The sequence below is a fragment of the Shewanella xiamenensis genome, from assembly GCF_024971755.1.
GTDB lineage: Bacteria > Pseudomonadota > Gammaproteobacteria > Enterobacterales > Shewanellaceae > Shewanella > Shewanella xiamenensis.
The window spans coordinates 4,422,071-4,445,215 of record NZ_CP079718.1 but is presented as its reverse complement, the minus strand read 5'-3'; the positions used below and the strand labels follow the sequence as shown (position 1 = coordinate 4,445,215).

Sequence of the window (23,145 nt, the reverse complement as noted above, 5' to 3'; positions counted from 1 at the left end):
TGCTGTCGGGGCGATGCTATTTTTAGCAAGCCAATGCCAAACTGCGACATATCAAAGCAGAGGCTGCGGGAGGGACACTGCCTAAGGCCTATGTTAAACTGCCACATTATTTTTCCCTGTTGATACTGTTGCATTGAACAATCTACCTATTCATTCCTTACTGCCATCCCTGCGTGATGCCTTTGCAACGCATGCCCAAGTGATCCTCGAGGCACCCACAGGCGCGGGTAAATCCACCGCCTTGCCTTTAGCTATCTTGGATTGGGCTGAGGTTTCTGGGCGGATTTTAATGCTGGAACCTCGACGTGTGGCCGCCCGCAGTGTGGCGCAATTTATTGCCAGTTGTCGGCAACAGGCGGTAGGGCAAGAGGTCGGTTTTAGGGTGCGCGGTGAGTCAAAGGTCAGTGGTGAGACTCGGCTTGAGATCGTTACCGAAGGGATATTAACCCGAATGATCCAGCAAGATCCTGAATTGACCGGGATCGATATGATCATTTTCGATGAGATCCACGAGCGGCATTTGACCACAGATCTTGGTTTAGCCCTCGCTCTCGAAGTGCAAAGCTCACTGCGGGATGACTTAAAAATCCTCGCCATGTCGGCAACCTTATCTGGCCTTGCGCTCAGTGAGTTAATGCCAAACGCAGCCCTGCTCAAGAGTGAAGGGCGCAGTTTTCCGGTTGAAATCATCTACCGTGCTGTCGCGGGCCAGCAGCATTGGCTCGATCATTTGAGTCGCACCGTGCTCGATAGTGCTACCTCAATAACGGATAGTGGCCCGCAGGATATACTGGTGTTTTTACCCGGTAAGGCGGAAATCCTCAGGGTGGCGCAGTATTTGGCGGAGCGCCTCGATAGCAACCGTGTGGCAATTTGTCCGCTTTATGGCGAGTTGTCTGCGCAGGAACAGGATAGGGCGATTAAGGCAGACGATAGTGGCAGGCGCAAAATAGTGCTCTCCACCAACGTTGCCGAGTCGAGCCTCACCATTGAAGGCATTGGGCTGGTTATCGATAGTGGCTATAAACGCCAAGCGAGTTTTAACCCTAAAACTGGGGTCACGCGCTTAAGCCTTAAACGTATTAGCCAAGCTTCGGCAACCCAACGTGCTGGTCGCGCTGGCCGTTTAGCGGCGGGCGTGTGTATTCGATTATGGGGCCAAGAAGAGCATCAACGTCTGCTCAAAGCCGATGAGCCCGAAATCAGCCAAGCCGACTTAGTCTCAATGGCCCATGACTGTGCCTATTGGGGCGCAAAATCCTTCAGCGATTTGCTGTTATTGACAGCGCCGCCGAGCGTGAACGAAGCGCTGGCGTGGCAACTGCTGCAGCACTTAGGTGTGGTCGATGGGCAAAACAAACTCACTCAGCATGGTAAAGCCGCCTATGAGCTGGGCTGTCATCCGCGCCTCGCGCACATGTTATTAGCTGCTAAATCCCATTCTACAGAACTTGCGGCCTTGGCCTGCCTGCTCGCGGGCATTTTAGAGGCGCGGGGATTGCCACGCAAAGGCGCAGATATCATGAATTACTTGCATTTTGCCACCCAAGGCAGTGCGGGGCAGCAGGCCAAGCAATGGCTTAAAAAGCTGGCGCTAGATAAGCAATTCTCTCAGGCCGATTTAGTGGCCATCGCTTCCCATGCCCATCATCAGGATGTTGGTTTGCTGTTGGCGCTGGCGTATCCCGACCGCATTGCCAAATCCCGTGGCGTTGAGGGTTATCAATTGGCCAATGGAACGGGTGTGGTGCTCAACGCCGAAGATGCCTTAGCGCAAACGCCTTGGCTGGTGGTGGCTGATTTTCAAGAAACCGAAGGTAAAAATGCTGGGCGGATCTATTTAGCTTGTCCGTTACAACCGAGCCTATTTGAGCATGAGTTGGTCGACTTGGTTGATACTCATGAGCTGTGCGGTTGGGATGAAACCAAAGGTCGCGCTGTTGCTGAGCGGCAAGCAAAAGTCGGGCAGATTTTATTGAAATCAGAGGCTATCCCTAATCCGAATCGCGGCCAAATTGTGGCGGCATTAGTGAGTTATATCCGTCAGCAAGGCTTACAAATTCTTAATTGGAACGCTAACTTAGCGCAGTTTCAAGCGCGATTGCATTTAGCGCGTGAGTTAGATCCGAATGCTGATTGGCCGGATATGAGCGATGCCGCGCTGCTGGCAAACCTTGAAACATGGCTGGCGCCTTACCTTGAAAATGTGAATAATCTGCCGCAATTACAAAAACTCGATTGCTTTAGTTTAGTGATGAATCAATTGAGTTGGTCGCAGCAGCAGGCGCTTGATTCACTGTTGCCGACCTCATGGCCTTTAGCCACGGGCACTTTCGCGCCCATAGTTTACGAGACTTCGGGTCGCGCCTTACTGCGGGTTCGCTTGCAGGAAACCTTTGGTATGGCTGACAGCCCGCTACTAGCCCAAGGTAAGCTGAAGGTGACGATGGAGTTGCTGTCTCCGGCGCAGCGCCCTTTGGCACTGACGGCAGATCTCGCCAGTTTTTGGCAAGGGCCCTATGTTGAAGTGAAAAAAGAAATGCGTGGGCGTTACCCTAAACACCTGTGGCCGGACGACCCTGCCAATACGCTACCGACAAAATATACCAAGAAGAAAACCTTAGGTTTATCTCAGTCATAGCCTTTAGACTGCTTTGATTTACAACCTTGTGTTGTGCCTGTGACTGATGCCGTTAACGCATAAATGATGAAGTAGATATGACAACTCATACGACAAAAAAAGCGCCAGCCCAACGTAAAGCGAAGCGAAGCCGTGGCCTATTTGGGCAAATTTGGTCGCTCACCTGGAAGCTCGCCTTAATCGGCCTCGCCGTTGTGACCTTCTACGGTATTTACCTCGACCAAATTATCGCCCGTAAGTTTGAAGGGCAAAAATGGCATTTACCTGCACAAGTTTTTAGCCGTTCCATGGCCTTATACCCAGGAGCAGCGGTGAGTCATCCACAGTTGATGGCCGAGTTAAAACTACTTGGCTATCGCAAAGTGGCGAACCCCCGCGAGGTAGGCGAGTTTTCGGCATCGAGCACCAAAATCGAATTATGGCGTCGACCCTTTTTACATCCCGAAGGCGATCAGCCAGAACAGCGAGTGATGATCACCTTCGATAGCGAAGGCGTCAGCTCTATTGCCCGAATGGAGGATAAGCGCCAGTTAGCGGTATTCCATTTAGAACCCGTTTTACTTGACCGCATGATCACCGGCGATGGCGAAGACAGGCTCTTTGTCTCTACCGAAGATATGCCCAAACATATTGTGCAGGCACTATTGCTGGTGGAAGACCGCAGTTTTTACGAGCACCACGGGGTGAACCCCTTCGCGATTCTGCGTGCTGCTTTTGTAAATATCAGCGCAGGGCGTACCGTGCAGGGCGGTTCGACACTGACCCAGCAGTTGGCGAAAAACTTCTTTCTTTCAAGCGAGCGCTCATTGTTGCGTAAGGTTCGCGAAGCCTTAATGGCGGTAATTATTGATTTTCGTTACAGCAAGGAAGAAATTCTCGAGGCTTATCTCAACGAAGTGTATATGGGGCAAGATAAATCCCGTGCCGTGCATGGTATGGGGCTGGCTTCGCAATTCTATTTTGGTCGTCCCATCGGTGAGTTAACCACGGCGCAGCAAGCCTTTTTAGTGGCGGCGATTAAGGGGCCATCTTACTACAACCCATGGCGCTACCCAGAGCGCAGCTTAGAGCGCCGCGATTTAGTGCTGCGGTTATTGATGGAGTCGGGCGAGCTGACTACCGCGCAATACAAGGTGGCGGTGGAGTCGCCCTTAGGTTTGCGTAATGCCAATAAGCCTGTGCATCAAAAATTACCTGCGTTTTATGCCTTGGTTAAACAAGAGGTTAATGAGCGCTACGGCGATGCGTTATTAAAACAATCTGGGGTGAAGATTTATACCACACTCGATCCAATGGCGCAGGAGGCCGCCGAAATTGCCGTGACTCAAACCTTTAAGAGCTTAGATAAGGGCAATAAGTCGTTGCAGATTGGTATGGTGGTCACCGACAAATACACTGGCGGTATCGCGGCTATGGTGGGTGATAAAACGCCGGGCTTTGACGGTTATAACCGCGCAGTGGAGATCCGCAGACCGATTGGCTCGCTTATCAAGCCATTTGTGTACGCCACCGCTTTGGCACCAAATAGTCAATTTACTTTGGCCACGCCACTTAAAGATCAGCCGATTACCCTAAAGAATGAGCAAGGCAAAACCTGGTCACCGCAGAACTTTGATAAGACCTTTAGCGGCCAAGTTTCCTTGTTAACGGCGCTGAAAAAATCGATGAACGTGCCGACGGTCAACCTCGGTATTGCCGTTGGGGTCGATGCGGTGGCAACTACGCTGGCCAAATCGGGTTGGGAAGAACCGCTAAACGAATATCCATCGATGCTACTGGGCGCGGTGAATGGCTCGCCCTTAATGGTGGCGCAGGTTTATCAAACCCTCGCCGATAGCGGCGCTTACCGTAAACTCACCACAGTCACCGCCGTGCTCGATAGTGATAATCAGCCTTTACCCGTAACGCGTTCAGCCAAAGAGCAAGCGATTACGCCAGATACCGACTTTTTGGTGCAATATGCCATGCAGCAAGTGGTGCGCTCGGGTACGGCAACGCGCTTAGGCAATGCCTTCCCCGGTGTGGCGCTGGCGGGTAAAACTGGTACCAGTAACGATAGCCGTGATTCTTGGTTCGCCGGTTTTGATGAGCGTAACGTGGCTGCGATTTGGGTCGGTCGCGACGATAATGGTAAAACCACTCTTTATGGTAGCAGCGGTGCGATGGCGGTATACCAAGCCTTCTTGAAGGAGCGTCCACCCATTGGGCTGCGTTCTATTCCGCCATCGGGTGTGATCCAAGGCTATTTTGACCGAGATACGGGTGAAGCCAAGGAAGCGGGATGCAGTAATACTGAGGCATTACCCGCCCTGAGAGGCACTTATAATCCAGCTAAAAACTGCGGCGAGCCGTTGCAGTGGTGGCAGAAGATTTTGGGTCAGTAATACTTATTTTTCATAGGCAAAGATATAACGGCGGTGCAACTTAATTGCACCGCTGTTTTTGATAAAGAGAGTGCAAGATGTTTAAAACCGCAGCCGCAGTGCATATCCTTGTTAAACACAAAGAGCAGGCGGAAGATATTATTAAGCAATTGAATAACGGTGCTAATTTTGGCGCCTTAGCGAAACGTTATTCCTCATGTCCCTCAGCGAAAAAGGGCGGCGATCTCGGTGAGTTTAAGCGTGGGCAAATGGTGCCGCAGTTCGATAAAGTCGCTTTTTCCGGTGAGCTACTGGTGCCACATCTCGTTAAAACCAAGTTTGGCTGGCATGTGGTTAAGGTGCTGTATCGCACTTAATCAGGTTGCGTTGATTGAGTAAATAAGCTGACCTATCGACGCATTAAGCTGCATCTCAACACCAATCTAAACGCTTATTTTCAAAAATAGTTCACAGTGCGCGTTTCCTGTGTTCTCACGAGATAAACGCGCATATGCACGAATAAGGCGCTAGCTTCTGGTATGTATAAATGGATTTAAAACAAACAAATTTGCAGAGCATTCTCGACAGGCTCTATAAGACTGCGTTAACACTACTCCTCCCACAATTAGGGTTACTCACCATCGTTGGTTCAGACACAGATCGATATACTTTTTTGCTGATGTTTATTGTTTTTCTGGCTGTGAATATTCTCATTCCCCTATGGTTACTCCTCTTCAACACTGGGAATTCAAAAGTTGATTCATTTTCAATCACAATAGACGACCAGAACATTCTTGTTTCGACCTATGGTGAAGTCCAGAAGATAGATAAAGCCTCATATTGTGGCTATAAAGTTACCTCGCAGTATCCAAAGCAAATACAGCTATTAGAGGCTAACGGCGAACATATAGAGTTTAGTTACTACGCGTTAAATAAAGAGCAAAGGAAGCGCTTGTTTGATTATTTGGGACCAGCGAAAAGCTAATAATCCGATCTAGTCGCTCCCTTCGAACGCAGGGATAAAATATGGGGCGGCTTGGCGATTATGGCCCATATTCTTACCCCAAAGTGTGGGTGTTATCCATAAAAGTCTAAAGCTAAAGTCAACGACTTAGAGTAAATAGCTAACGCGTTTTTGCCCCAAAATCAGCCAATATCTCTGTCAGGATAACCATCCCCTCAAGACGATGCTGCGTAACCGACAGCAAAAAAGTAGCCTGCTTTCTGGGGTTAAACCTATGAAGGGATAAGGTGTGAGTGTCAGGTTGAATGTGGGCCCCAAATGCTGCCAACCAAGGTCAACAATCAGTCGAAATTGAGCGTGACAGAATAAAAAAGCTAAAGCGATATCAAGTGATTACTCATCAAACTGTATAAAAAACGCTACCGCAAAAAAATAAATTCCTATAGCATCATTTATACCAATTGACATGGATGTGGCAGAGGCCAAGTCCAACAAGCGATTTATGCCCCGCAAACAGCGCAGCGCATAAATACTAAGACGTTAGGCCTTCATGTATAGATTCATCTTAGCCTGTTATGGAGTTCCTAAATCTTCCGGCGCTGAGGCAGCTATTGATATCACCACAGAATTCGTGGAGCACCATCCGTGGCACAGCAATGTCACCTGCACTTGGGACGGAGAGCGGCTCATACTTCAAGCCGACAATGACTTTGACTCTGATGGCCTTGCTCTAATAGATGAGTTTTCAGACAGCATTTCAGCATATATTGCAGAGCTATTTGACGGAGATATCAAAATAGAATCAATAACAAATGTGCCAACGGAGGCCTAACAATGCGCTCAACTGTCGCTCACTTCATTTGCTGGACTCGCAAAAGCTACGCTTTTGCTCACCCGTTAGCTTAATCGTTATGAGTTTTGAGTGATCGACAGAGCAAATCTGGTCACCCATCCTTAATCGTGCTGCTGAGACTATTCATCATTCTGTGTCAGATTAATTTCTACTTTTAATCGCGGTTTACAATGGCTGGTTTACTAAGCAATCGACCACGCAGAGTGTGAGTTTGAGGCAAGGCTAAAGCTAGAGCTAAAGCTAAAGCTGCCTTAGTGTGCTAACCGATTGAAATAATAAAAATCCCTGCCTAGCAGGGATTTTTGCTTTTAGCTTATACCGCAATAGCACGGCTGATTAACGTAAATCTACTTGAAGGGCCACACCTGTACTTTGGCCTTCACTTTGGAGCGTAATGTAATACCAGCCAGCACTGGGATTATTGACCTTGATTTGCTCCGTAGTGCTGCCAGCATTTGTTGAAGCGGCTTCATATTGCTGGGCATTGGCCCAGCTGCGACCCGAGTAAAGGCTGACATCTCCAGTTCCGTGGGCCGAGCGTACTTCTAGTTGGCTTGTCCCTTCAGGAATCCAAAGGTAATAGTCATTACGGCCATTGGCGCTGCAGACGGCATCACCCGGCGTGAGTTGGGTATAGCTCACTGGGGATTTAGTCGCACAGGCATTGGCAATTTGATTAGGAACGCTACTGCCACCACCGGCTTTAAGGTTGAAGCTCACGCCACTAAATTCACTCGTGGTATCAACAGTGATATATCGCCAGCCACGGTTTGCCGTAAAGCTAAAGGACTCTTTGTTGCCTTGATTTACACTGCTGGCTTGGGCATTGCTCGCACTTGCCCAAGTATTGGCATTAAAGTAAATATTGGCATCGCCTGTTCCCCCGGTTGTGCTGACACTAAATTGGCTGTTGTCAGCATCGACCCAGAAATAAAAGCTATTACGGCCACCGCTAAGGCATTCATCTTTTCCGAGGGTTAGCTTGCCGTAATTGATGGTTGCGGCGCCGCAATTGCTGGGTACTTCACCACCAGTATCGCCGCCATCACCTAAATCGGGATCGGTATCGGCAACTAACTCAGTGGTACTCACTAGCATATCAACACCACCAAAATCGCCTTCTAGGGTGATATAGTGCCAAAGTTCATTGGGGTTTAGGCTCACTTTGATCACTTGGTAATTACCGTTGCCGATGCCATAGCCCTGATTTTTTTCAGCACTTGCCCATCCCCTTGAATCGTAATAAATATCGGCATCACCCCAACCACCGCCAATTTTGATCCAAATATCCTGAGCCGAGCGGTCAGTGTTGGCAAAGCTAAAGCTGGCTCGGCCTTGTTTGGCGTCAATACACTCCATAGGTACCTCAAGACTGAGGCTGGCTGACTCGCTATAGCGGTATGCTTCGTTACTGACTTGGCAGGGCGAGTAATCCTTGCTGATGGTGCCCGCGGGGCCTGCCCAGTTGCCTTCGCGACCACTGGCATTAGCCTGTTCATCACTTGGGCCTTTATCGACAATACCATTGTTGGTAGTGCTTAAACCGCTGGTGAGCCAGCCGCGCCATTCGTTGTCATAACGGGTGCCAATGGAATCCATAAATGCTTGATATTCAGCATATTGGTTATTGCGTAGGAAGGTTAGGATCTGGCGAACATCATCGCGGTGGTTTTCAAACATAAAGCGTACGGCGAGGTAACCCCAACGGTAGATGCGGTCTTGGCCGGAGTCATAGGTGTTTTTAAAGATGGTTGAGAGCATATACTCGCCCGTTTCCCCCATTGCGATGGCAGCGGGGTTGGCATCTCGGTATGAAATATATTCCGCTAATCCTTCAATCCACCAAATTGTGTTGGCGGATACGCTGCGGCTGAAGTCGCCAAACAGGTTGTAGCGACCATCAAGGTAATGCACGTATTCATGCTGTAAGTTCCACACATGAAAATCTGGGCGACGCCATTCGGCCTCATAGGCTATAAAGCGCGCTTGGTTTTTAAGTCCTGCGGGAGAGCCTTCTAAATACATGCCGCCATTGTTGGTATTGATCCCAAAAATGCTGTTGGCAAGGGATTGATATTCTGACGAGCTGCCAAAAATTACCAGCTCTAAATCATCATTGTTATCCTGTGCGACCGCCTGCATTCCCGTTTCGAGTATCGTGTGGAAATGGCTTTCTTGCTGACTTAATACTCCGCATGCCCATTTGGCTTGATCTTGGTAAAGATCTTGGGCGCGGATCTTGAGGCTGTCGGAGCATTTCCAATTGAACGGTAAGCTATCGGCGGCTAATTGCGCCTTGAAACCACAGATCTGATAAGCATTGCAGTTGCTGCGATCGTAGTAATCTGCCATCTCGGCAGCTGCAAACCACAGCACTTTACTGGGATCATTTTTGCTGGTGCTATTTAAGATATTTTTGACCAATTGGGTGACTTTAGGGCGCATGGCATCAATGTAGTAAAGTCTAGATAACTCTCTAACAGCATTGACTAAAACATATTCAGCATTGGTGCCGAGTAAGTCCCTATGGTTAAGTTGGAACTGGTTGAGCGCATCCAAAATGGCATGATCTCGGGCAAACAGTGCCTGCATGTCAGGATTCCACTGGGCGCGGAATAAGGTGGTAAACACTGTATTGGCGGCCGCATTCAGTGCAAAGCTGGCTTGCCATGTGCTGTTGTAGTCATTAAGCACTTTGAGGGTGACAAAGTTAAAATCTGCCCCCAGTTCAGCCGAATCAATCAGGATCAGTGCTTCTTTGAGCACGCTGGCATTGGCATCGGAGAGTGTCCAAATGGCGTTATTGGTAAAGAGAGCATTAAGCGCTGATTTTAAATTGTTTTTCACCGCACTGCTGTAGGCGGGTACGTCGCTAGGATTGTAAAACTGCACATAAAGCGCGGCGCGCACAAAGTAAATATGTGACTCAATGCCTTGGTTATCCACGCCAGTGTATTGGGGCGCCTTGGCCGCAATCGCATTAGCAACTGTGGATACATTCGCTTCACTAAATACGCTGCTTGCGTCACTTCCCTTGAGATTAAATAGCTTACCGACACACTGTGGCGTGGACTGCGTTAGCTCATCTAACAGGGCTTGGCCCGATTTACCAACAAAGTTACTACAGTCGGCATTGGCGGCAAAGCGGCTGACTTTTGATCTCGGAGAGTTCTCGATCAACGCCTGCTGTTGTGCAGAATGTGCATCGAGGTACTCAGAGTGTGTCGGCTCGTTAGGGGAGGCTATCAAGCTGTTACTGGGTAATAACGGCCGATGGCTGGCATCAAAATTGAGTGGCGCTGACGGCGAAGCTATTGGTGCTAACTTACTGGGGATTGCAGCGTGTTGGTCTGATACTAAATGGTTATGGGCGAACGAAGGTGTTGTAATGGCTAAGCTAATAGCCGCGAAAAGTAGCGTCTGTTTCATGGTGTTTCCATCGTTATTTTATCTGCAAAGCAGATCTTCCTTGGGCGTTATCCGATGTATTACAGCAATTAACCTCGGACCTCATTGGTCCAACTGAATTTAATGCTTGTCTAATTCAGTTAGCGCCGAAATATCATGAAATAAATTGCATAAAATATCCAATATAAATCGATAAAAATTTACAAGTTTTTCACATTGTTTTTATCGTTATGTTTTTATTGTGTTTTTTATTGAATTATCGTGCGGTTAATAAAGATTGGTAATGTAGACGGCAATTGTTTTAATGTGGCATCGTTTCATTCAAGTTGCTGGGGTCCTTTTGTTACCTCGCTAACGGTCAACAAGGTTCATTCCAACATTGTTTGGGTTAATATGTTTTAACCTGAGTATGATGCCGCTATGTTTGCAGCGATAAGCCGAAATCCCAAAGTTGTACAAGGAGTTAGCTATGTCAGATTTACCAAAAGATTATGTCCATATACATATTGAACAGCCCGGTGCACCTGAGGTAATGCAACTTTCCCGTTCACCCTTACCGGTTGTCGGGGCCGGACAAGTTCTTATTCGAGTAAGTGCGGCTGGGGTGAATGGGCCGGATCTCAAGCAAAGGGCTGGAGCCTATCCGCCGCCACCCGGAGCATCGTTAATTTTAGGGCTTGAAGTGGCTGGTGAAATTTGCGCCATAGGTGAAGGCGTGACTCAATGGCAACTGGGGGATAAGGTTTGTGCTTTAGTCCCTGGTGGCGGTTATGGCGAATACACCTTGACCTATGCAGCTCATTGTTTGCCGATTCCAAAGGGATTTTCGATGGTGCAAGCGGCCGCGTTACCTGAAACCTTTTTTACCGTTTGGGGTAACTTGTTTATGCGCGCCGGACTAAAGGCTGGCGAAACCGTTTTGATACACGGTGGCTCTGGTGGCATTGGCAGTACGGCGATTGCGCTGGCGAATCGTCTTGGTGCGCAAGTGATTGCGACTACAGGGCAGGATGAAAAGCGCGACTATTGCTCAGGATTAGGTGCCCATCTTGTCGTCAATTACAACACTCAGAATTTTGTCGAAGAAATCATGAGCTTTACGCAGGGTAAAGGCGTTAATGTGGTATTTGATATCGCGGGTGGCGATTTTATTAACCTCAATTTGCAAGCACTCGCGTTGGATGGACGTATGGTGTCGGTTTCAACTCAACGTAGTCCTAAAGCTGAGGTTAATATTCTCCAGCTGATGGCTAAGCGAATTGTCTGGACAGGTTCAACCCTAAGACCACAAACGGTTGAAGCCAAAGCTGAAATCGCAAGGCAATTACACGAACGTGTTTGGCCATTACTTGATAGCCAGCAAATCGTGCCACATATTTTTGCAACGTACCCATTGAACGATGCGCCAAAGGCCCATAGATTAATGCAGTCGGGCGAACATAGGGGCAAAGTGGTATTAACATTTTGAATTAACTCAGCTACAAGCTGTAACCTCTTATCGCTTCAATAATTTAATGGTTATAGGTGCATAATTAAAACTTGATGTGATGTTTTTTTAGACTAAAGTCGTTAGTGACAAATTTTTTTAGAGACTTTGGCCGAAATTAATGCGTAATAAGTGAAAATTTCATGGTTTGAGGCATTGATTATCGAAAATATTCTGTAAAAATACCCAGTTGAAAACGTCAGAGACTTTCCGGCGCTATTCGTGGATCAAAGCAAGCGTCGCTTCGCTTATTCAGACTAAAAAACTCATAGTGTATGTGTTGATTTAAGGGTATTGGCATATATGTATAACACAGCAAAGAAACAGGTTTGGTATGGTGAGCTGAGAACATCGAAGGGCAATGCGATTGTCGTCCACGACAACCAGCTGCCAGAGGCTTCCCCTGGACGAATTTACCTCTACAATACCGACCGTGATGCCATTGTTGAGTATGTAGAAGACATAGTAAAAGTGAACCTATACGACTTAGATGAGGCCGCATTAAAAGCTGCTGAGGCTAAGTTTAGTGGTGCATGGAAAGCGGCTCGCGCTCAATTTATGAGCAAGCATCAAGCTCGTATTGATCTGAACAACGTTAAGGATTCTGGCCCAGTACGTAAGGCTAAACCTGAGGTTGAGCCTGAAATCGAAACCGATGCAATTGGTGCTGATTTCGATGAAGATTGGGGCGATGATTTCGACGATTAATATCCAATTTGCTTCGGCAACATTGGATAAAGGTAAGGAATGAAACGACTTTATTCCTTACCAGCCTTTCTTTTTAATTCCTACAGATGCTCATTTCAACTTTAGTCAACAATATCAAATTGATATCGACTAATATGATGATAGATTTTCCCTGGTACTAACCAGGCATCATCACCCAATTGCGGTTGATTGGGCGAGTCAGGCAGCTTTTGCGGTTCAATACACACGCCCTGATATTGGTGCAAACTTTGTTGGTTTCGTCCCACGGTTCCCGCTAAAAAGTTAGCGCAGTAGAGTTGTACGCCAGGCTGATTGGTAAATACCGTCATGGCGCGGCCGCTGACAGGACTGCTTAAACAACCAAAGCGGCGTAGTGAACCATCGGGGTTATCCATCAGATAGCAATGATCATAACCTTGGGTGCTTGTTAGTTCGGGAGCGTGAAGTTTTTCGCCAAGGGTAACACTTTGAGTTAAATCGAAAATACTATCTTTAACCTCAGCAATTCCTGTCGGGATGCCGACTTCATTCATCGTCAAATAGCGTGTCGCATCGATTTGCATCTGGTGCTGATAATTATTGCTCGTACCATCCAGATTAAAATAGCTGTGCTGCGTCAGGCTCACCGGACAAGATTTATCCACGGAGGCCAGCATTTCTACATAGAGATTATTGGCGGCAAGGCGATAGTCTAATTGCACCGTGCAATTACCGGGGAAGCCCATATCGCCATCTGGACTCACTAAGGTTAATCTTACTCCATCGGGAAGCGGGCCTAAGTGCCAGTTCTTTCTGTTAAAACCTTCGCGGCCACCATGTAAGCAGTTGCTAGCCTGATTGATATCCAGTTGATAGGTTTGCCCCTGATATTGCAGCTTGCCAAGGGCGATACGATTGGCAAAGCGGCCTGCAATGGCGCCAAGGTGGGCATTTTGAGTCAGGTAATCTTCGGCACTGTCGCAGCCTAGAACGATATTGGCGCGCTCGCCCTGTTTATCGGGTGTCCAAAGCGCGCGAATAATGCCGCCTAAACTGAGCACTTCCAAGGCGATGATGCCATTGTCTATCCGCACGCGTTCAATTTCGCCGCCGCGGGGATCGGTCCAAGGATCTAATACACTGAAACGCACCATTTAGTTTCCCTCAATGTCAAAACGCCTACCGTAGATTATTTAACCGTTTGATTTTTCTTCTTAAAAATGACAAATACCACACAATTCATGGTTGAATTCGTATGGTATTAGTGGCGGAGTTAGCTGGTGCGATTAAGTGTTTAGCTGTCTATTCGCCCTGCGCCAGCACTCGCTGAACAGAGATAAACGGTTGCATCTATCCCTGTTTGCTCGAAAAATGTCTGTTCGACCGCAGAAACTACCGCATCGGTAAGCTCATGGTCGACGAGCGCGACCACGCAGCCATCGGTCATGCGTATGCCACCGCGTTCGCCAATCACTTGGCTAACAATATCCACCAAAGTGTCAAATTCAGGCAGTGTTACCTCAAAATCATCTCGCAGTGATTGATGAGACTGAGCCATTAATAGGCTGAATTTAGAAATATTATTTTGCTCTAGTGCCCGAGCAGCACTCTGAGTGCGTTTATTCTCGGTGACTACGTGTTTGGCGCGGCGATAAAGGGTTTCATCCAATTTATCCTTGGCACTTTCAAGCTGACGCAGTTCAAGATGGCGCAGAGCGTCTAAACCAAAAAATTCGGCAGCTTGAGCGCATTCCTCACGTCGCTGCTGGCTAATCGCCGCTAATCGTTGTTTCTCAATATGGGCATCAATGATAATGAGGCTGAGGTTTTCAGGGATTGCAATCGCTTCGCTATCAAGGTCAAGGCAGTCGATGAGCAGGGCATGATCCGGCTCGCCCATCGCGCAAACCATGTGATCCATAATGCTGCAAGCCGATGCGACGTACCGATATTCGCCACGTTGCGCTAATTGTGCCACTGCCATCGGTGAGAGATGCAATTGGCTGCTGTCACTAATCGCTGTACCAAAGGCGACGACCAAGGCGCCAGAGGAAGATAATCCAGCTGCGAGCGGTACATCGCCTACCACGGCTAAATCTAAGCCCTTGGCAATGAGCCCTGTGTTGGCCATCGCCGCGGTGAGCCCTTTTAAATAATTTACCCAACCGTCCTCGGGATGGATTTCGGTTTCTTTGCCGAAGGTCCATTCTTTAATTTGCCCAGGAAAGGCATCAGCAACGGCGCGAAACTTGTTGTCTTCACGGCGTTTAACGGCAATCACCGTATGAAAATTAATGGCGGCAGGCAAAACAAAGCCGTCGTTGTAATCCGTGTATTCGCCGATCAGATTTACTCGACCTGGGGCTTGATATAAATCATCGGCTTTAGTGCCAAAGGTTTGGACAAATAACTTGGTGGCGCGCTGCGCAGGGTTCGACATGCTGAGAAGACTTCCAAAAAAGCTGGGCTAATTTCGTTCTTGTCTTCGATTTATATCACGACTAAGTCGGCGATGTAACTGAGATTTTCTATGGCATTGACGATAAGCTTGTCAGAGAAAACCGATAGTCAAAAACGCCGCAATGTTTGAGCGTGTGTAAGTGAGTTAAGGTGATTGATTTTTAGTGGTTTTGATAGGTTTTATCGGGTGAGGTAATGACTCAGGTTAATCCCTTTCCTGAGTCATTTTTAGCCTAAATAGGATGAGTTTTATTCATGATAACAAACGTAAACACGCCTTAAACTGCGGCAGAATGTTGTTTGGTGTCATCGTCTAGCTCGGCAACTGCCTTCGTTTCAGAGTCTGGTAATAACTCATGAACTACATGGTCGACAAAACCCGCACCCGCCGCTTCGTATAGGTTGTAAACGCTATGCACACCAGAACTTCTGAGTGATGCAGCATCCTCACCATATTGTACGATTGCACTTAGTTTACCTTGATAATTCAGCTTTTTAAGTTGCTCAACGGCGAAGAGATTTCCCGCATGATGCGGCATTGCTAGCAGCACTAATTCAAGATTGGGCGCTTTATCAAGCTTCTCCCAAAAGTCGGTATCGGAAGCGTCCCCTTGCACAACATTACGGCCTTTAGCGCGGTGTAAATCGACCAAGTCTTGCTTATGCTCAATCCCGAGGATCTCACCGTCGAACCGGGCACGCAGTTCATCGTAGGCTCCACTACCAATACGCCCCATCCCTAGGATTAAAAAGCGTGGATTACCAATGGCAATGGGGCGATCTTCTGGGTGCAATGGGCGTTTTTCTAACCTAACGAGTCGCTGTTGGAAGCGTTGATAAATATTTCCGACTGTAGCATTGAGCGGCGCTGCTAATAAAAAGCTAAAGCTTAAGGCCACGGCAATAATCACCAACCATTGTGACGGTAGCCAGCCTTTGCTGGTGGCAACCGCAGCGACGATCAGACCAAACTCGGAGAAGTTACCTAGGTTAAAGGAACCTAACATCGAGGTGCGCGAACGTAATTTAAAGCGAGTAAGAATATAGACAAACAATAGGATTTTTAGCGGTACTAACAGTACTAATAATGTAGCCAGCACGATATCCGAAATCGTGGGTAAGCCATTGAGACCAATGGTTAAGAAGAAGGCGACAAGAAAGAGTTCTTTAAAATAAAACAATGATTTAGCCAGCTCAGAGGCTTTTTTATGTCCCGCGAGCAAAATACCAATAACTAATGCGCCGAGATCCGGTTTTAAGCCAACGGATTCAAATAACCAAGCGCCGACAACCAGTGCCATTACTAATCCAAAAAGCACTAATAATTCACCGTGGCCAACACGGTCAAAGGCTTTATAAATCAGTGGTTTTGCCAGAGGTAATAACAATAACGCAAATGCCCACACCGAAGGCACATCGCCCTTAGAAATGGTTAAAAAGAGTACGGCAAAAATATCCTGCATAATCAGAATACCAATAGCAACACGGCCATACAGGGATTGCATATCCCCTTTATCTTCTAAGACCTTTACCGCAAAAACAGTACTGGAGAAGCTTAACGCAAATGCCAGTAAGGTTAACTGCTCAATCCCTAAACTGGTAAGTTGAGATAATCCTAATAACCCTAATATTTTGAGAATAGGGACGAATACTAGGATCGATAGCATCAAATGCACACTCGACCCCGCCCACACTTCAGCCTTAAATAGGCTACGAATATCGAGTTTTAAACCAATCGCAAACAGCAGTAGCGTAACCCCTAAATTGGCGAGTTCTTGCAGCAGTGGCAGGCTTTCTTTTTCAATACCTAATACAAAGAGTACAAAGCCCGCCACTAAGTAGCCGATGAGTGGGGGCAGTCCTATACGGCTAACGAGCATGCCGCAAATAAGGGTGATAATGAGGATAGCTGGTTCCATAATGCTCCAATCTAAAAAGTCCACGATAAACAAGGATTGTATAAGAAATCGATGACAGCGCGATAAAAAAGCGGACTTTTAATGAAAAAAGTCCGCTTTTTGTTGATTTTACGCTAAAACGCCGCAGAGGAGTGTTAGCGTTTAGTCGAGATTATTTCACCAAGTGATCTAAATGAGCTGCAAACTCCTTGGGACCCATAAAGCCGGTTACCCTTAAATCTTCTCGCTGTTCACCTTGCTCGTTAAACATCAATAATGTCGGTAAACCGAGGACATTGTATTTTTCAAGCAGAGCGACATCCACAGCATCACTCTTAGTCACATCCGCTTGCAGCAGCACGATTTTGTTCATTCGCGCTAATACTTCGGCGTCTTTAAAGGTAATGGCTTCAAACTCTTTACAAGCCACACACCAGTCAGCGTAGAGATCCAGCATCACAGGCTTACCAACTGCCGTGGCAGCGGCAATTTCGCGGTCCAAATCTTCAATGGATTTTATCCGTTTAAAGCCATGGGCTTGCTCAGTCGTTGTCGCAGTCGCAACCGGACTGTGGCTAAAGCCAAAGTGACCCATCACGGCTTGGAAGCCATAGGAGAAGCTTGCCAGCAGGGTTAAGGTGAGTAGCACTGAGCGTACGGTTTGTTTCCAGTTAAAGGCGCTGAGCTTATTTTGGTGCATCAGGTAACCGGTGAAGCTAATGCCCCAAAGCGACCAAAGCACATCGGAAACCACGCCCGTCCAAATACGGCCAAGCATCACAATCGATACCGCAATCAGCAGGAAGCCAAACACGGTTTTAATGATATTCATCCAAGCGCCCGCGCGAGGCAGTAACTTACCACCCGAGGTGCCGATGATAAGTAGTGGTACGCCCATGCCCATACTCAGCACATACAGCGCGAGGAAGCCTTGTAATAAATCCCCGGTTTGCGCCACATAGACTAAGGCGCCAGAAAGTGGAGCCGTGGTGCAAGGTGAGGCGACCAATCCTGAGATTACCCCCATCAAAAACACGCCAATCAGATTGCCGCCCTTTTGATTATTTGAAATGGAGTTCATCTTCTCCTGCCAGCTTGAAGGCAGTTTGAGATCGTACAAGCCAAACATGGATAAACTGAGTACAAAGAACAGGATGGCTAATACCACGAGCACCGCGGGATGTTGCAGCGCCGCTTGGTATTTCATCCCCGCCGACGCGACGACTAAACCTAAAATCGAGTAGGTGATTGCCATACCTTGCACATAGGCCATCGACAGGGTGAAGGCTTTGGCGGTCGACAGTTTTTGCCCTTGACCAACAATAATGCCCGATAAAATCGGATACATGGGGAATACGCAAGGGGTGAGCGCTAAGCCAATCCCTAAGCCGAAGAAGATCACTAAGGTCCAGAGTAAACTGTCGTTAGACAACATCTGGCTTAGGCTATCCTGCTGAGTAATCGGCTTAGCAGGGGCGCTGCTTGCTTTGGCATCTGTGTCAGTGGCGGCAGGCTTGGTATTTTCGCCGCTGTCTGCGCTAGAGGCGATTTGCCCATCATTAGCTGCTACCGCTTTTAAGCTGACATCGCGCTTGGTTGGTGGATAACAGAGTTTACCCTCGGCGCAGCCCATAAAGGTGACGCTTAAGGTGCTGTTTTCATCCGCTTGCTTTAGGCCAACGGGAATGTCGATATAGGTGTAGTAAACCTCTTGTTCACCAAAATACTCATCGTTATGAGGTTTGCCTTTTGGTAGGTCAATGGTGCCTAATTCAGCGCCATTGACACTAAATTTGAGTTTATCGCGGTACATGTAGTAGCCGTCGGCAATCACCCAATTAAGGGTAACCTTATTGCCTTCCTGCTTAAAATCAAAGGCAAAGGCTTGATCAACAGGCATTAACTCAGGTTCGCTTTTTAGAAAACCAAAGTTATTCGCAAAAGCATTGCCACTTAGAGTGAGAGGCGCGAGAAGCAATAATGCAGTAAAGGTAAGGCTAAGTAGTTTTTTCATGGCTGAGTGTTATCTTTTATCCAATCTAAGTAGGCTGGTAGCCCGTGAGTCACGGGTACGGCAATAATTTCAGGCACTTGATAAGGGTGAAGTTTAAGCACAAGCTGTTCTAACTCTGGATAGCGTGTTTGTAAACATTTAATGTGTAAGCTAATTTCTTGCTCTTCACAGATTTTTCCTTCCCACGTATAGACCGAGCGGATGGGTGCTGAAATATGCACACAAGCCGCGATACGCGCTTCCACTAACGCATGGGCGATGCGATTGGCATGAACGTCGTCTGGACAGCTAGTGCTGACCATTAAATACTGAGGTTGCATAGTGTGGGTATCGTCCCCTAACAATCTTAAACTTCGCTTAAGCCTATTAGGCTAAGCTACTTTACGTGTTTTTATGGTCTCATACATTAACGGCTTAACGAAAGAGTGAGCTAACTATCAGAAGTTTCACCGCTTTAGCGCAGTCTGCGCCCTAATGACTTGAATTAAGACCGGATTGCCCCCATTTAGTTTTCAAACGAGCAAGATAAATCTGAGGTCGGTATGTTTTTAATCCTATTTTTATTATTTGTGCTGATCCCAGTTGTTGAGCTATCAGTGTTAATCCGTGTGGGTGAAGTGCTGGGTACTTGGACCACTATTGGCCTTGTATTATTTACCGCTGTATTGGGCGTATCTTTAGTACGCAGTCAAGGATTAAGTACTCTAATGCAAGTGCAGCAAAAACTCGCGCGAGGTGAGGCGCCAGGGCAAGAAATTGTCGAAGGTATGATGCTAGCCATGGCAGGGGTATTGTTGGTTATTCCTGGATTTGTGACTGATTTTATTGGTTTATTGTTGCTCACTCCTTTAACCCGTCGTCCGATAGCAGCCTTAGTGTTTAAACGTATGCAACTGCGAGTGGTGTCGGGTTTACAAGGCGGTATGCACGGCGGTTTTGGTGCGGGTCCCTTTGGCTCTCATTCTGGCTCACAAACAAATCCTTTCGAGCAACCTCCCTTTGAGCAAAATAAACATGCCGATGGCAATGTGTACGAAGGCGACTTTGAACATAAGGCCGACCCTAGCGATAAACGTCCTGAAAGCCATCAATTGGTGGATAAAGACGAGCAACCCAAAGATCCAAAGGCGTAATCCGCTTTTCAGCTCGACTTTCTTTCCTCTGTGTAAAGCCTCAAGTTATCGGGGTTAGCCGCTATTCTTCGACATCCCAATATGAAAAGGCCAATCGATGCTGATAAGCAGCATCGATCGGCCACGCCGGGAAGCGTTTAGGGGGAGTGGCGGGCTAGTGTTTCTCGCTCGCCACTGCATTCGGTTTGATGTTAAAGGCCAAGCTGTACATCACTGGCAGCACGATAAGGGTCAGCAGCGACGCAAAACCTAAACCAAAGATGATAGTGATCGCCATGGAGCCGAAAAAGGCGTCGGGGATCAGAGGTATCATCCCGAGCATGGTCGTGATCGCCGCCATCATCACAGGGCGAACGCGGCTGACACAGGAATCGATTAAAGCTAAATAGGCGGCTTTGCCTTCACTGAGTTCGAGGTTTATCTGGTCAACCAATACAATACCGTTTTTAATCACCATGCCCGATAGACTCAGTAGTCCCAGCAGCGCCATAAAGCTAAAGGGCGCGTCGAAAATCAATAATCCCGCCGATACCCCAATCAAGGCCAATGGCACGGTAAACCAAATCACTAACGGCTGGCGTACCGAGTTAAACAGGAACACTGTGATTAAAAACATCGCTAAGTAACCCAGTGGAATTGAACTAAATACCGCAGTTTGGGCTTCGCCCGCCGTTTCATACTCGCCACCCCATTCTAAGTGGTAACCCGCAGGCAAGCTGATAGCTTCGACCTTAGCTTTGACTTTACGTAATACTGAGTCGGCGGTTTCATCGCTACCCAGTTTAGGGTCGGCTAAAACGGCTAACATCCGCATCCGATCGCGACGTTTTACTAAGGGGTTTTCCCATTGAGTATCGAAGCTGCTTACAACTTGCGTTGCTGGCACAAAGGTGCTGTGCTCGCTACTCCAAATTTGCAGTTTCCACAGGCTGTCCGCCTGTAAACGCTCCTCGGCGGGTGCGCGAGCAACGATGGGGAGTAAATGGCTGGTTTCACGGTACAGGCCAATCTGTTTGCCGCTAAAGTTAACTAACAGTGCGTTATCCAGATCCTGTTTACTGATCCCCGTTTCCCTTGCTTGAGCATTTTCTAATTGCGGACGAATTAAAGTCACTTGGTTGCGCCAGTCATGGCGAATACCGTCCATACTCGGCTCCGCATGGAAGATGGCTTCGGCTTGAGCGCCTAGAGCACGCAGTACTTCGGGATCATCACCGTAGAAGCGAGCCTCAATCTTCGCGGCGGGAGAAGGGCCGTTTTCCATATTTTTTAATCTGAACTGTGCCTGAGGGAATCTCTGATTTAAAAAGGTTTCTAGCTCTGGCATATAGACTTTTAAGGAGGCTAAATCTGCCATTTCAATAATGAGCTGCGCATAGGCGGGATAGCCCTTTTCGGGTTGATAGGGCAACACAAACCGCTGCGCACCTTGGCCAATGACCGTTGTTAAGTGTTTTAAGCCACTATGTTGTTCCTCGGCTTGCTTGAGTAACTGCTGCTCAATATCGGCGGTAAAGCGTTCAGTGCCTTTAATATCTGTACCTTCTGGCATCCAAATATCGACAAAAAAGATAGGCGTATTAGATGCTGGGAAGAACACATTCTTGATATGACCAAAGCCAATCACTGCGCTAACGAGCATGGCACCGACTAATAAAATGCTGGCGATTCTAAAACGTAGGGCAAAGGTTAAGCTCGCGCGGTATATGCTAAAAAACCAGCCTTTGTATGGGTCCTGCTCTTCCTCATCTGCGGGGGCATCTTTAAACAGCAAATGGCAGAAGAAAGGCGTCAGGGTGATCGCGGTAATCCAACTGATAAATAAGGAAATCATCAACACTTGGAACAGTGAGCGACAAAACTCCCCCGCGGCATTTTGCGATAAGCCAATCGGTGCAAACGCGATAATCGCAATAACGGTGGCGCCAAGCAGTGGCCACTGAGTTTGCGACACAATTTGTTTGGCGGCTTCAAGGCGAGTCTTGCCACGACGCAGACCAATCAAAATGCCTTCGGTAACGACAATGGCGTTATCGACCAACATGCCCAAAGCAATAATCAGCGCGCCGAGGGAGATCAGTTGCAGCTCAATGCCCAGCACTTTCATCACGATAAAAGTACCGAGAATGGTCAACAGTAAGATGACCCCCATCAATAAGCCTGAGCGTAAACCCATAAACAGCAAGAGTACGGCAATAACGATGGCAATCGATTCTAATAGATTGATCAAAAAGCCATTTACTGTGTCATCCACCGCCAAACTTTGGTTATAAACCGTGTCTAAGCTCATCCCTATTGGGCGCTGTGACTCCAGTTCGGCAAGGCGCTCGCTAACGCTTTTACCCACTTCAACCACGTTAACGCCACTTGAAAAGGAAATCCCAAGGGAGAGGGCGGCTTCGCCACGGTTGTGATAGAGCACGTCAGGGGTTTCATCATAATCTTTTTCTATATGGGCAATATCGCCAAGATAGATAAGCTCAGTGCTGCCGGGCGGGCTGACGATCAGACGCGCGAGATCCTGCACACTGCTAAATTCTCCGGTGGGATGGATGCGAATACGATTATCGCCCACCACTAAACTGCCCGCGTTGGAGACCACGTTTTGATTGTTAATCAGGCCGTGGATATAGCTTTGATCTAACCCCAGTGCCGAGAGTTTTTGTTGTGATATTTCAATCACAACCTGCTCAGTTACGCTGCCCGCAACTGAAACCTTTTTGACCCCAGGCACCAGTACCAGTTCGCGGCGCAAATAATCGGCATAATTGCTTAATTCGCGGTTGCTATAGTCAGGCCCTGAGAGATTAAACAAAATGCCGTACACATCGCCAAAGTCGTCATAGACTTTGGGCGTGCTAGTACCGGGAGGCAGTTGTCCTGCGGTGTCGTTGACCTTACGACGTACTTCATCCCACACCTGCGGCAGGCTCGTTTTGTCATAGGTTTCTTTGACCTCAATTTGGATCTGCGACAAACCCGCACTGTTAATGGAGGTTACGTGCTTAACCGCATCGAGCTGCTGTAAGGCATCTTCGAGGGGAAGGGTGACTTCTTCTTCCACTTGCTCTGGCGATGCACCCGGATAGGCGGTGATCACTAGGGCTTCTTTAATGGTAAATTCGGGAAACTCTAACTGCCCAAGACCGGTAAAGCTCACACTACCGCCCACGAGTAGCAGTAATACAAACATCCAACTGATGACTTTGTGGCGGATTGAATACTCAGCAATATTCAT

General features: G+C 47.8%; 15 protein-coding genes. 8 read left to right on the top strand and 7 right to left on the bottom strand.

What is annotated here, in order from left to right:
* Positions 1–133: 133 nt before the first annotated feature.
* The 5 genes from hrpB (at position 134) to KXJ80_RS20560 (ending at position 6,800) form a co-directional block, all read left to right on the top strand.
* Positions 134–2,641, top strand: a complete 2,508-nt coding sequence (gene hrpB, locus KXJ80_RS20580) for an ATP-dependent helicase HrpB (RefSeq protein WP_069453612.1) — start codon at positions 134–136, stop codon at positions 2,639–2,641.
* 77 nt (positions 2,642–2,718) lie between these two features.
* Positions 2,719–5,025 carry a penicillin-binding protein 1B gene (gene mrcB / locus KXJ80_RS20575; protein WP_218737480.1) on the top strand — a complete coding sequence of 769 codons (2,307 nt, stop codon included), beginning with the start codon at positions 2,719–2,721 and terminating at the stop codon, positions 5,023–5,025.
* Positions 5,026–5,102: 77 nt separating this feature from the next.
* Positions 5,103–5,381 (top strand): peptidylprolyl isomerase, encoded by a 279-nt coding sequence (locus KXJ80_RS20570; RefSeq protein ID WP_011070961.1) that lies wholly within the window; start codon positions 5,103–5,105, stop codon positions 5,379–5,381.
* A gap of 170 nt (positions 5,382–5,551) precedes the next feature.
* A complete protein-coding gene (locus tag KXJ80_RS20565; RefSeq protein ID WP_037414133.1) occupies positions 5,552–5,989 on the top strand; it encodes a hypothetical protein in 438 nt (145 codons plus the stop codon).
* Positions 5,990–6,518: 529 nt separating this feature from the next.
* Positions 6,519–6,800, top strand: a complete 282-nt coding sequence (locus tag KXJ80_RS20560) for a hypothetical protein (protein ID WP_037427031.1) — start codon at positions 6,519–6,521, stop codon at positions 6,798–6,800.
* A gap of 357 nt (positions 6,801–7,157) precedes the next feature.
* Here KXJ80_RS20560 and KXJ80_RS20555 read toward each other — a convergent pair whose 3' ends face one another.
* Complete coding sequence (locus KXJ80_RS20555; protein ID WP_069453611.1) at positions 7,158–10,250, bottom strand: M9 family metallopeptidase; 3,093 nt, start codon at positions 10,248–10,250, stop codon at positions 7,158–7,160.
* A gap of 448 nt (positions 10,251–10,698) precedes the next feature.
* Here KXJ80_RS20555 and KXJ80_RS20550 point away from each other — a divergent pair, with 448 nt between their 5' ends.
* Together KXJ80_RS20550 and KXJ80_RS20545 are read left to right on the top strand one after the other, a co-directional pair.
* Entirely contained in the window at positions 10,699–11,697 is a 999-nt protein-coding gene (locus KXJ80_RS20550) for an NAD(P)H-quinone oxidoreductase (protein ID WP_218737479.1), read from the top strand.
* A gap of 321 nt (positions 11,698–12,018) precedes the next feature.
* The gene (locus tag KXJ80_RS20545; RefSeq protein WP_037414254.1) at positions 12,019–12,423 is read left to right on the top strand and encodes a hypothetical protein; all 405 of its coding nucleotides are present in this window, start codon (positions 12,019–12,021) and stop codon (positions 12,421–12,423) included.
* Between the two features lie 101 nt (positions 12,424–12,524).
* Here KXJ80_RS20545 and KXJ80_RS20540 read toward each other — a convergent pair whose 3' ends face one another.
* The 5 genes from KXJ80_RS20540 to cutA all read right to left on the bottom strand — a co-directional run bounded on the left by KXJ80_RS20540 (position 12,525) and on the right by cutA (position 19,094).
* Positions 12,525–13,556: an aldose epimerase family protein gene (locus KXJ80_RS20540; protein WP_218677914.1), complete on the bottom strand. Its 1,032-nt coding sequence runs from the start codon at positions 13,554–13,556 to the stop codon at positions 12,525–12,527.
* 140 nt (positions 13,557–13,696) lie between these two features.
* Positions 13,697–14,842 (bottom strand): galactokinase, encoded by a 1,146-nt coding sequence (gene galK, locus KXJ80_RS20535; protein WP_218737478.1) that lies wholly within the window; start codon positions 14,840–14,842, stop codon positions 13,697–13,699.
* A 298-nt stretch (positions 14,843–15,140) separates the two neighbouring features.
* Entirely contained in the window at positions 15,141–16,781 is a 1,641-nt protein-coding gene (locus KXJ80_RS20530) for a cation:proton antiporter domain-containing protein (protein WP_037414248.1), read from the bottom strand.
* A gap of 151 nt (positions 16,782–16,932) precedes the next feature.
* Positions 16,933–18,774, bottom strand: coding sequence for a protein-disulfide reductase DsbD (locus KXJ80_RS20525; protein WP_037414246.1), 1,842 nt, complete (start codon positions 18,772–18,774; stop codon positions 16,933–16,935).
* Positions 18,771–19,094: a divalent-cation tolerance protein CutA gene (gene cutA / locus KXJ80_RS20520; protein ID WP_037414243.1), complete on the bottom strand. Its 324-nt coding sequence runs from the start codon at positions 19,092–19,094 to the stop codon at positions 18,771–18,773. Before cutA ends, KXJ80_RS20525 begins: the two co-directional genes overlap by 4 nt.
* A gap of 222 nt (positions 19,095–19,316) precedes the next feature.
* Here cutA and KXJ80_RS20515 point away from each other — a divergent pair, with 222 nt between their 5' ends.
* Positions 19,317–19,907 carry an FxsA family protein gene (locus KXJ80_RS20515; protein ID WP_047539805.1) on the top strand — a complete coding sequence of 197 codons (591 nt, stop codon included), beginning with the start codon at positions 19,317–19,319 and terminating at the stop codon, positions 19,905–19,907.
* A 154-nt stretch (positions 19,908–20,061) separates the two neighbouring features.
* Here the strand turns inward: KXJ80_RS20515 and KXJ80_RS20510 are convergent, their stop codons facing one another.
* Positions 20,062–23,145, bottom strand: a complete 3,084-nt coding sequence (locus tag KXJ80_RS20510; protein ID WP_224021109.1) for an efflux RND transporter permease subunit — start codon at positions 23,143–23,145, stop codon at positions 20,062–20,064.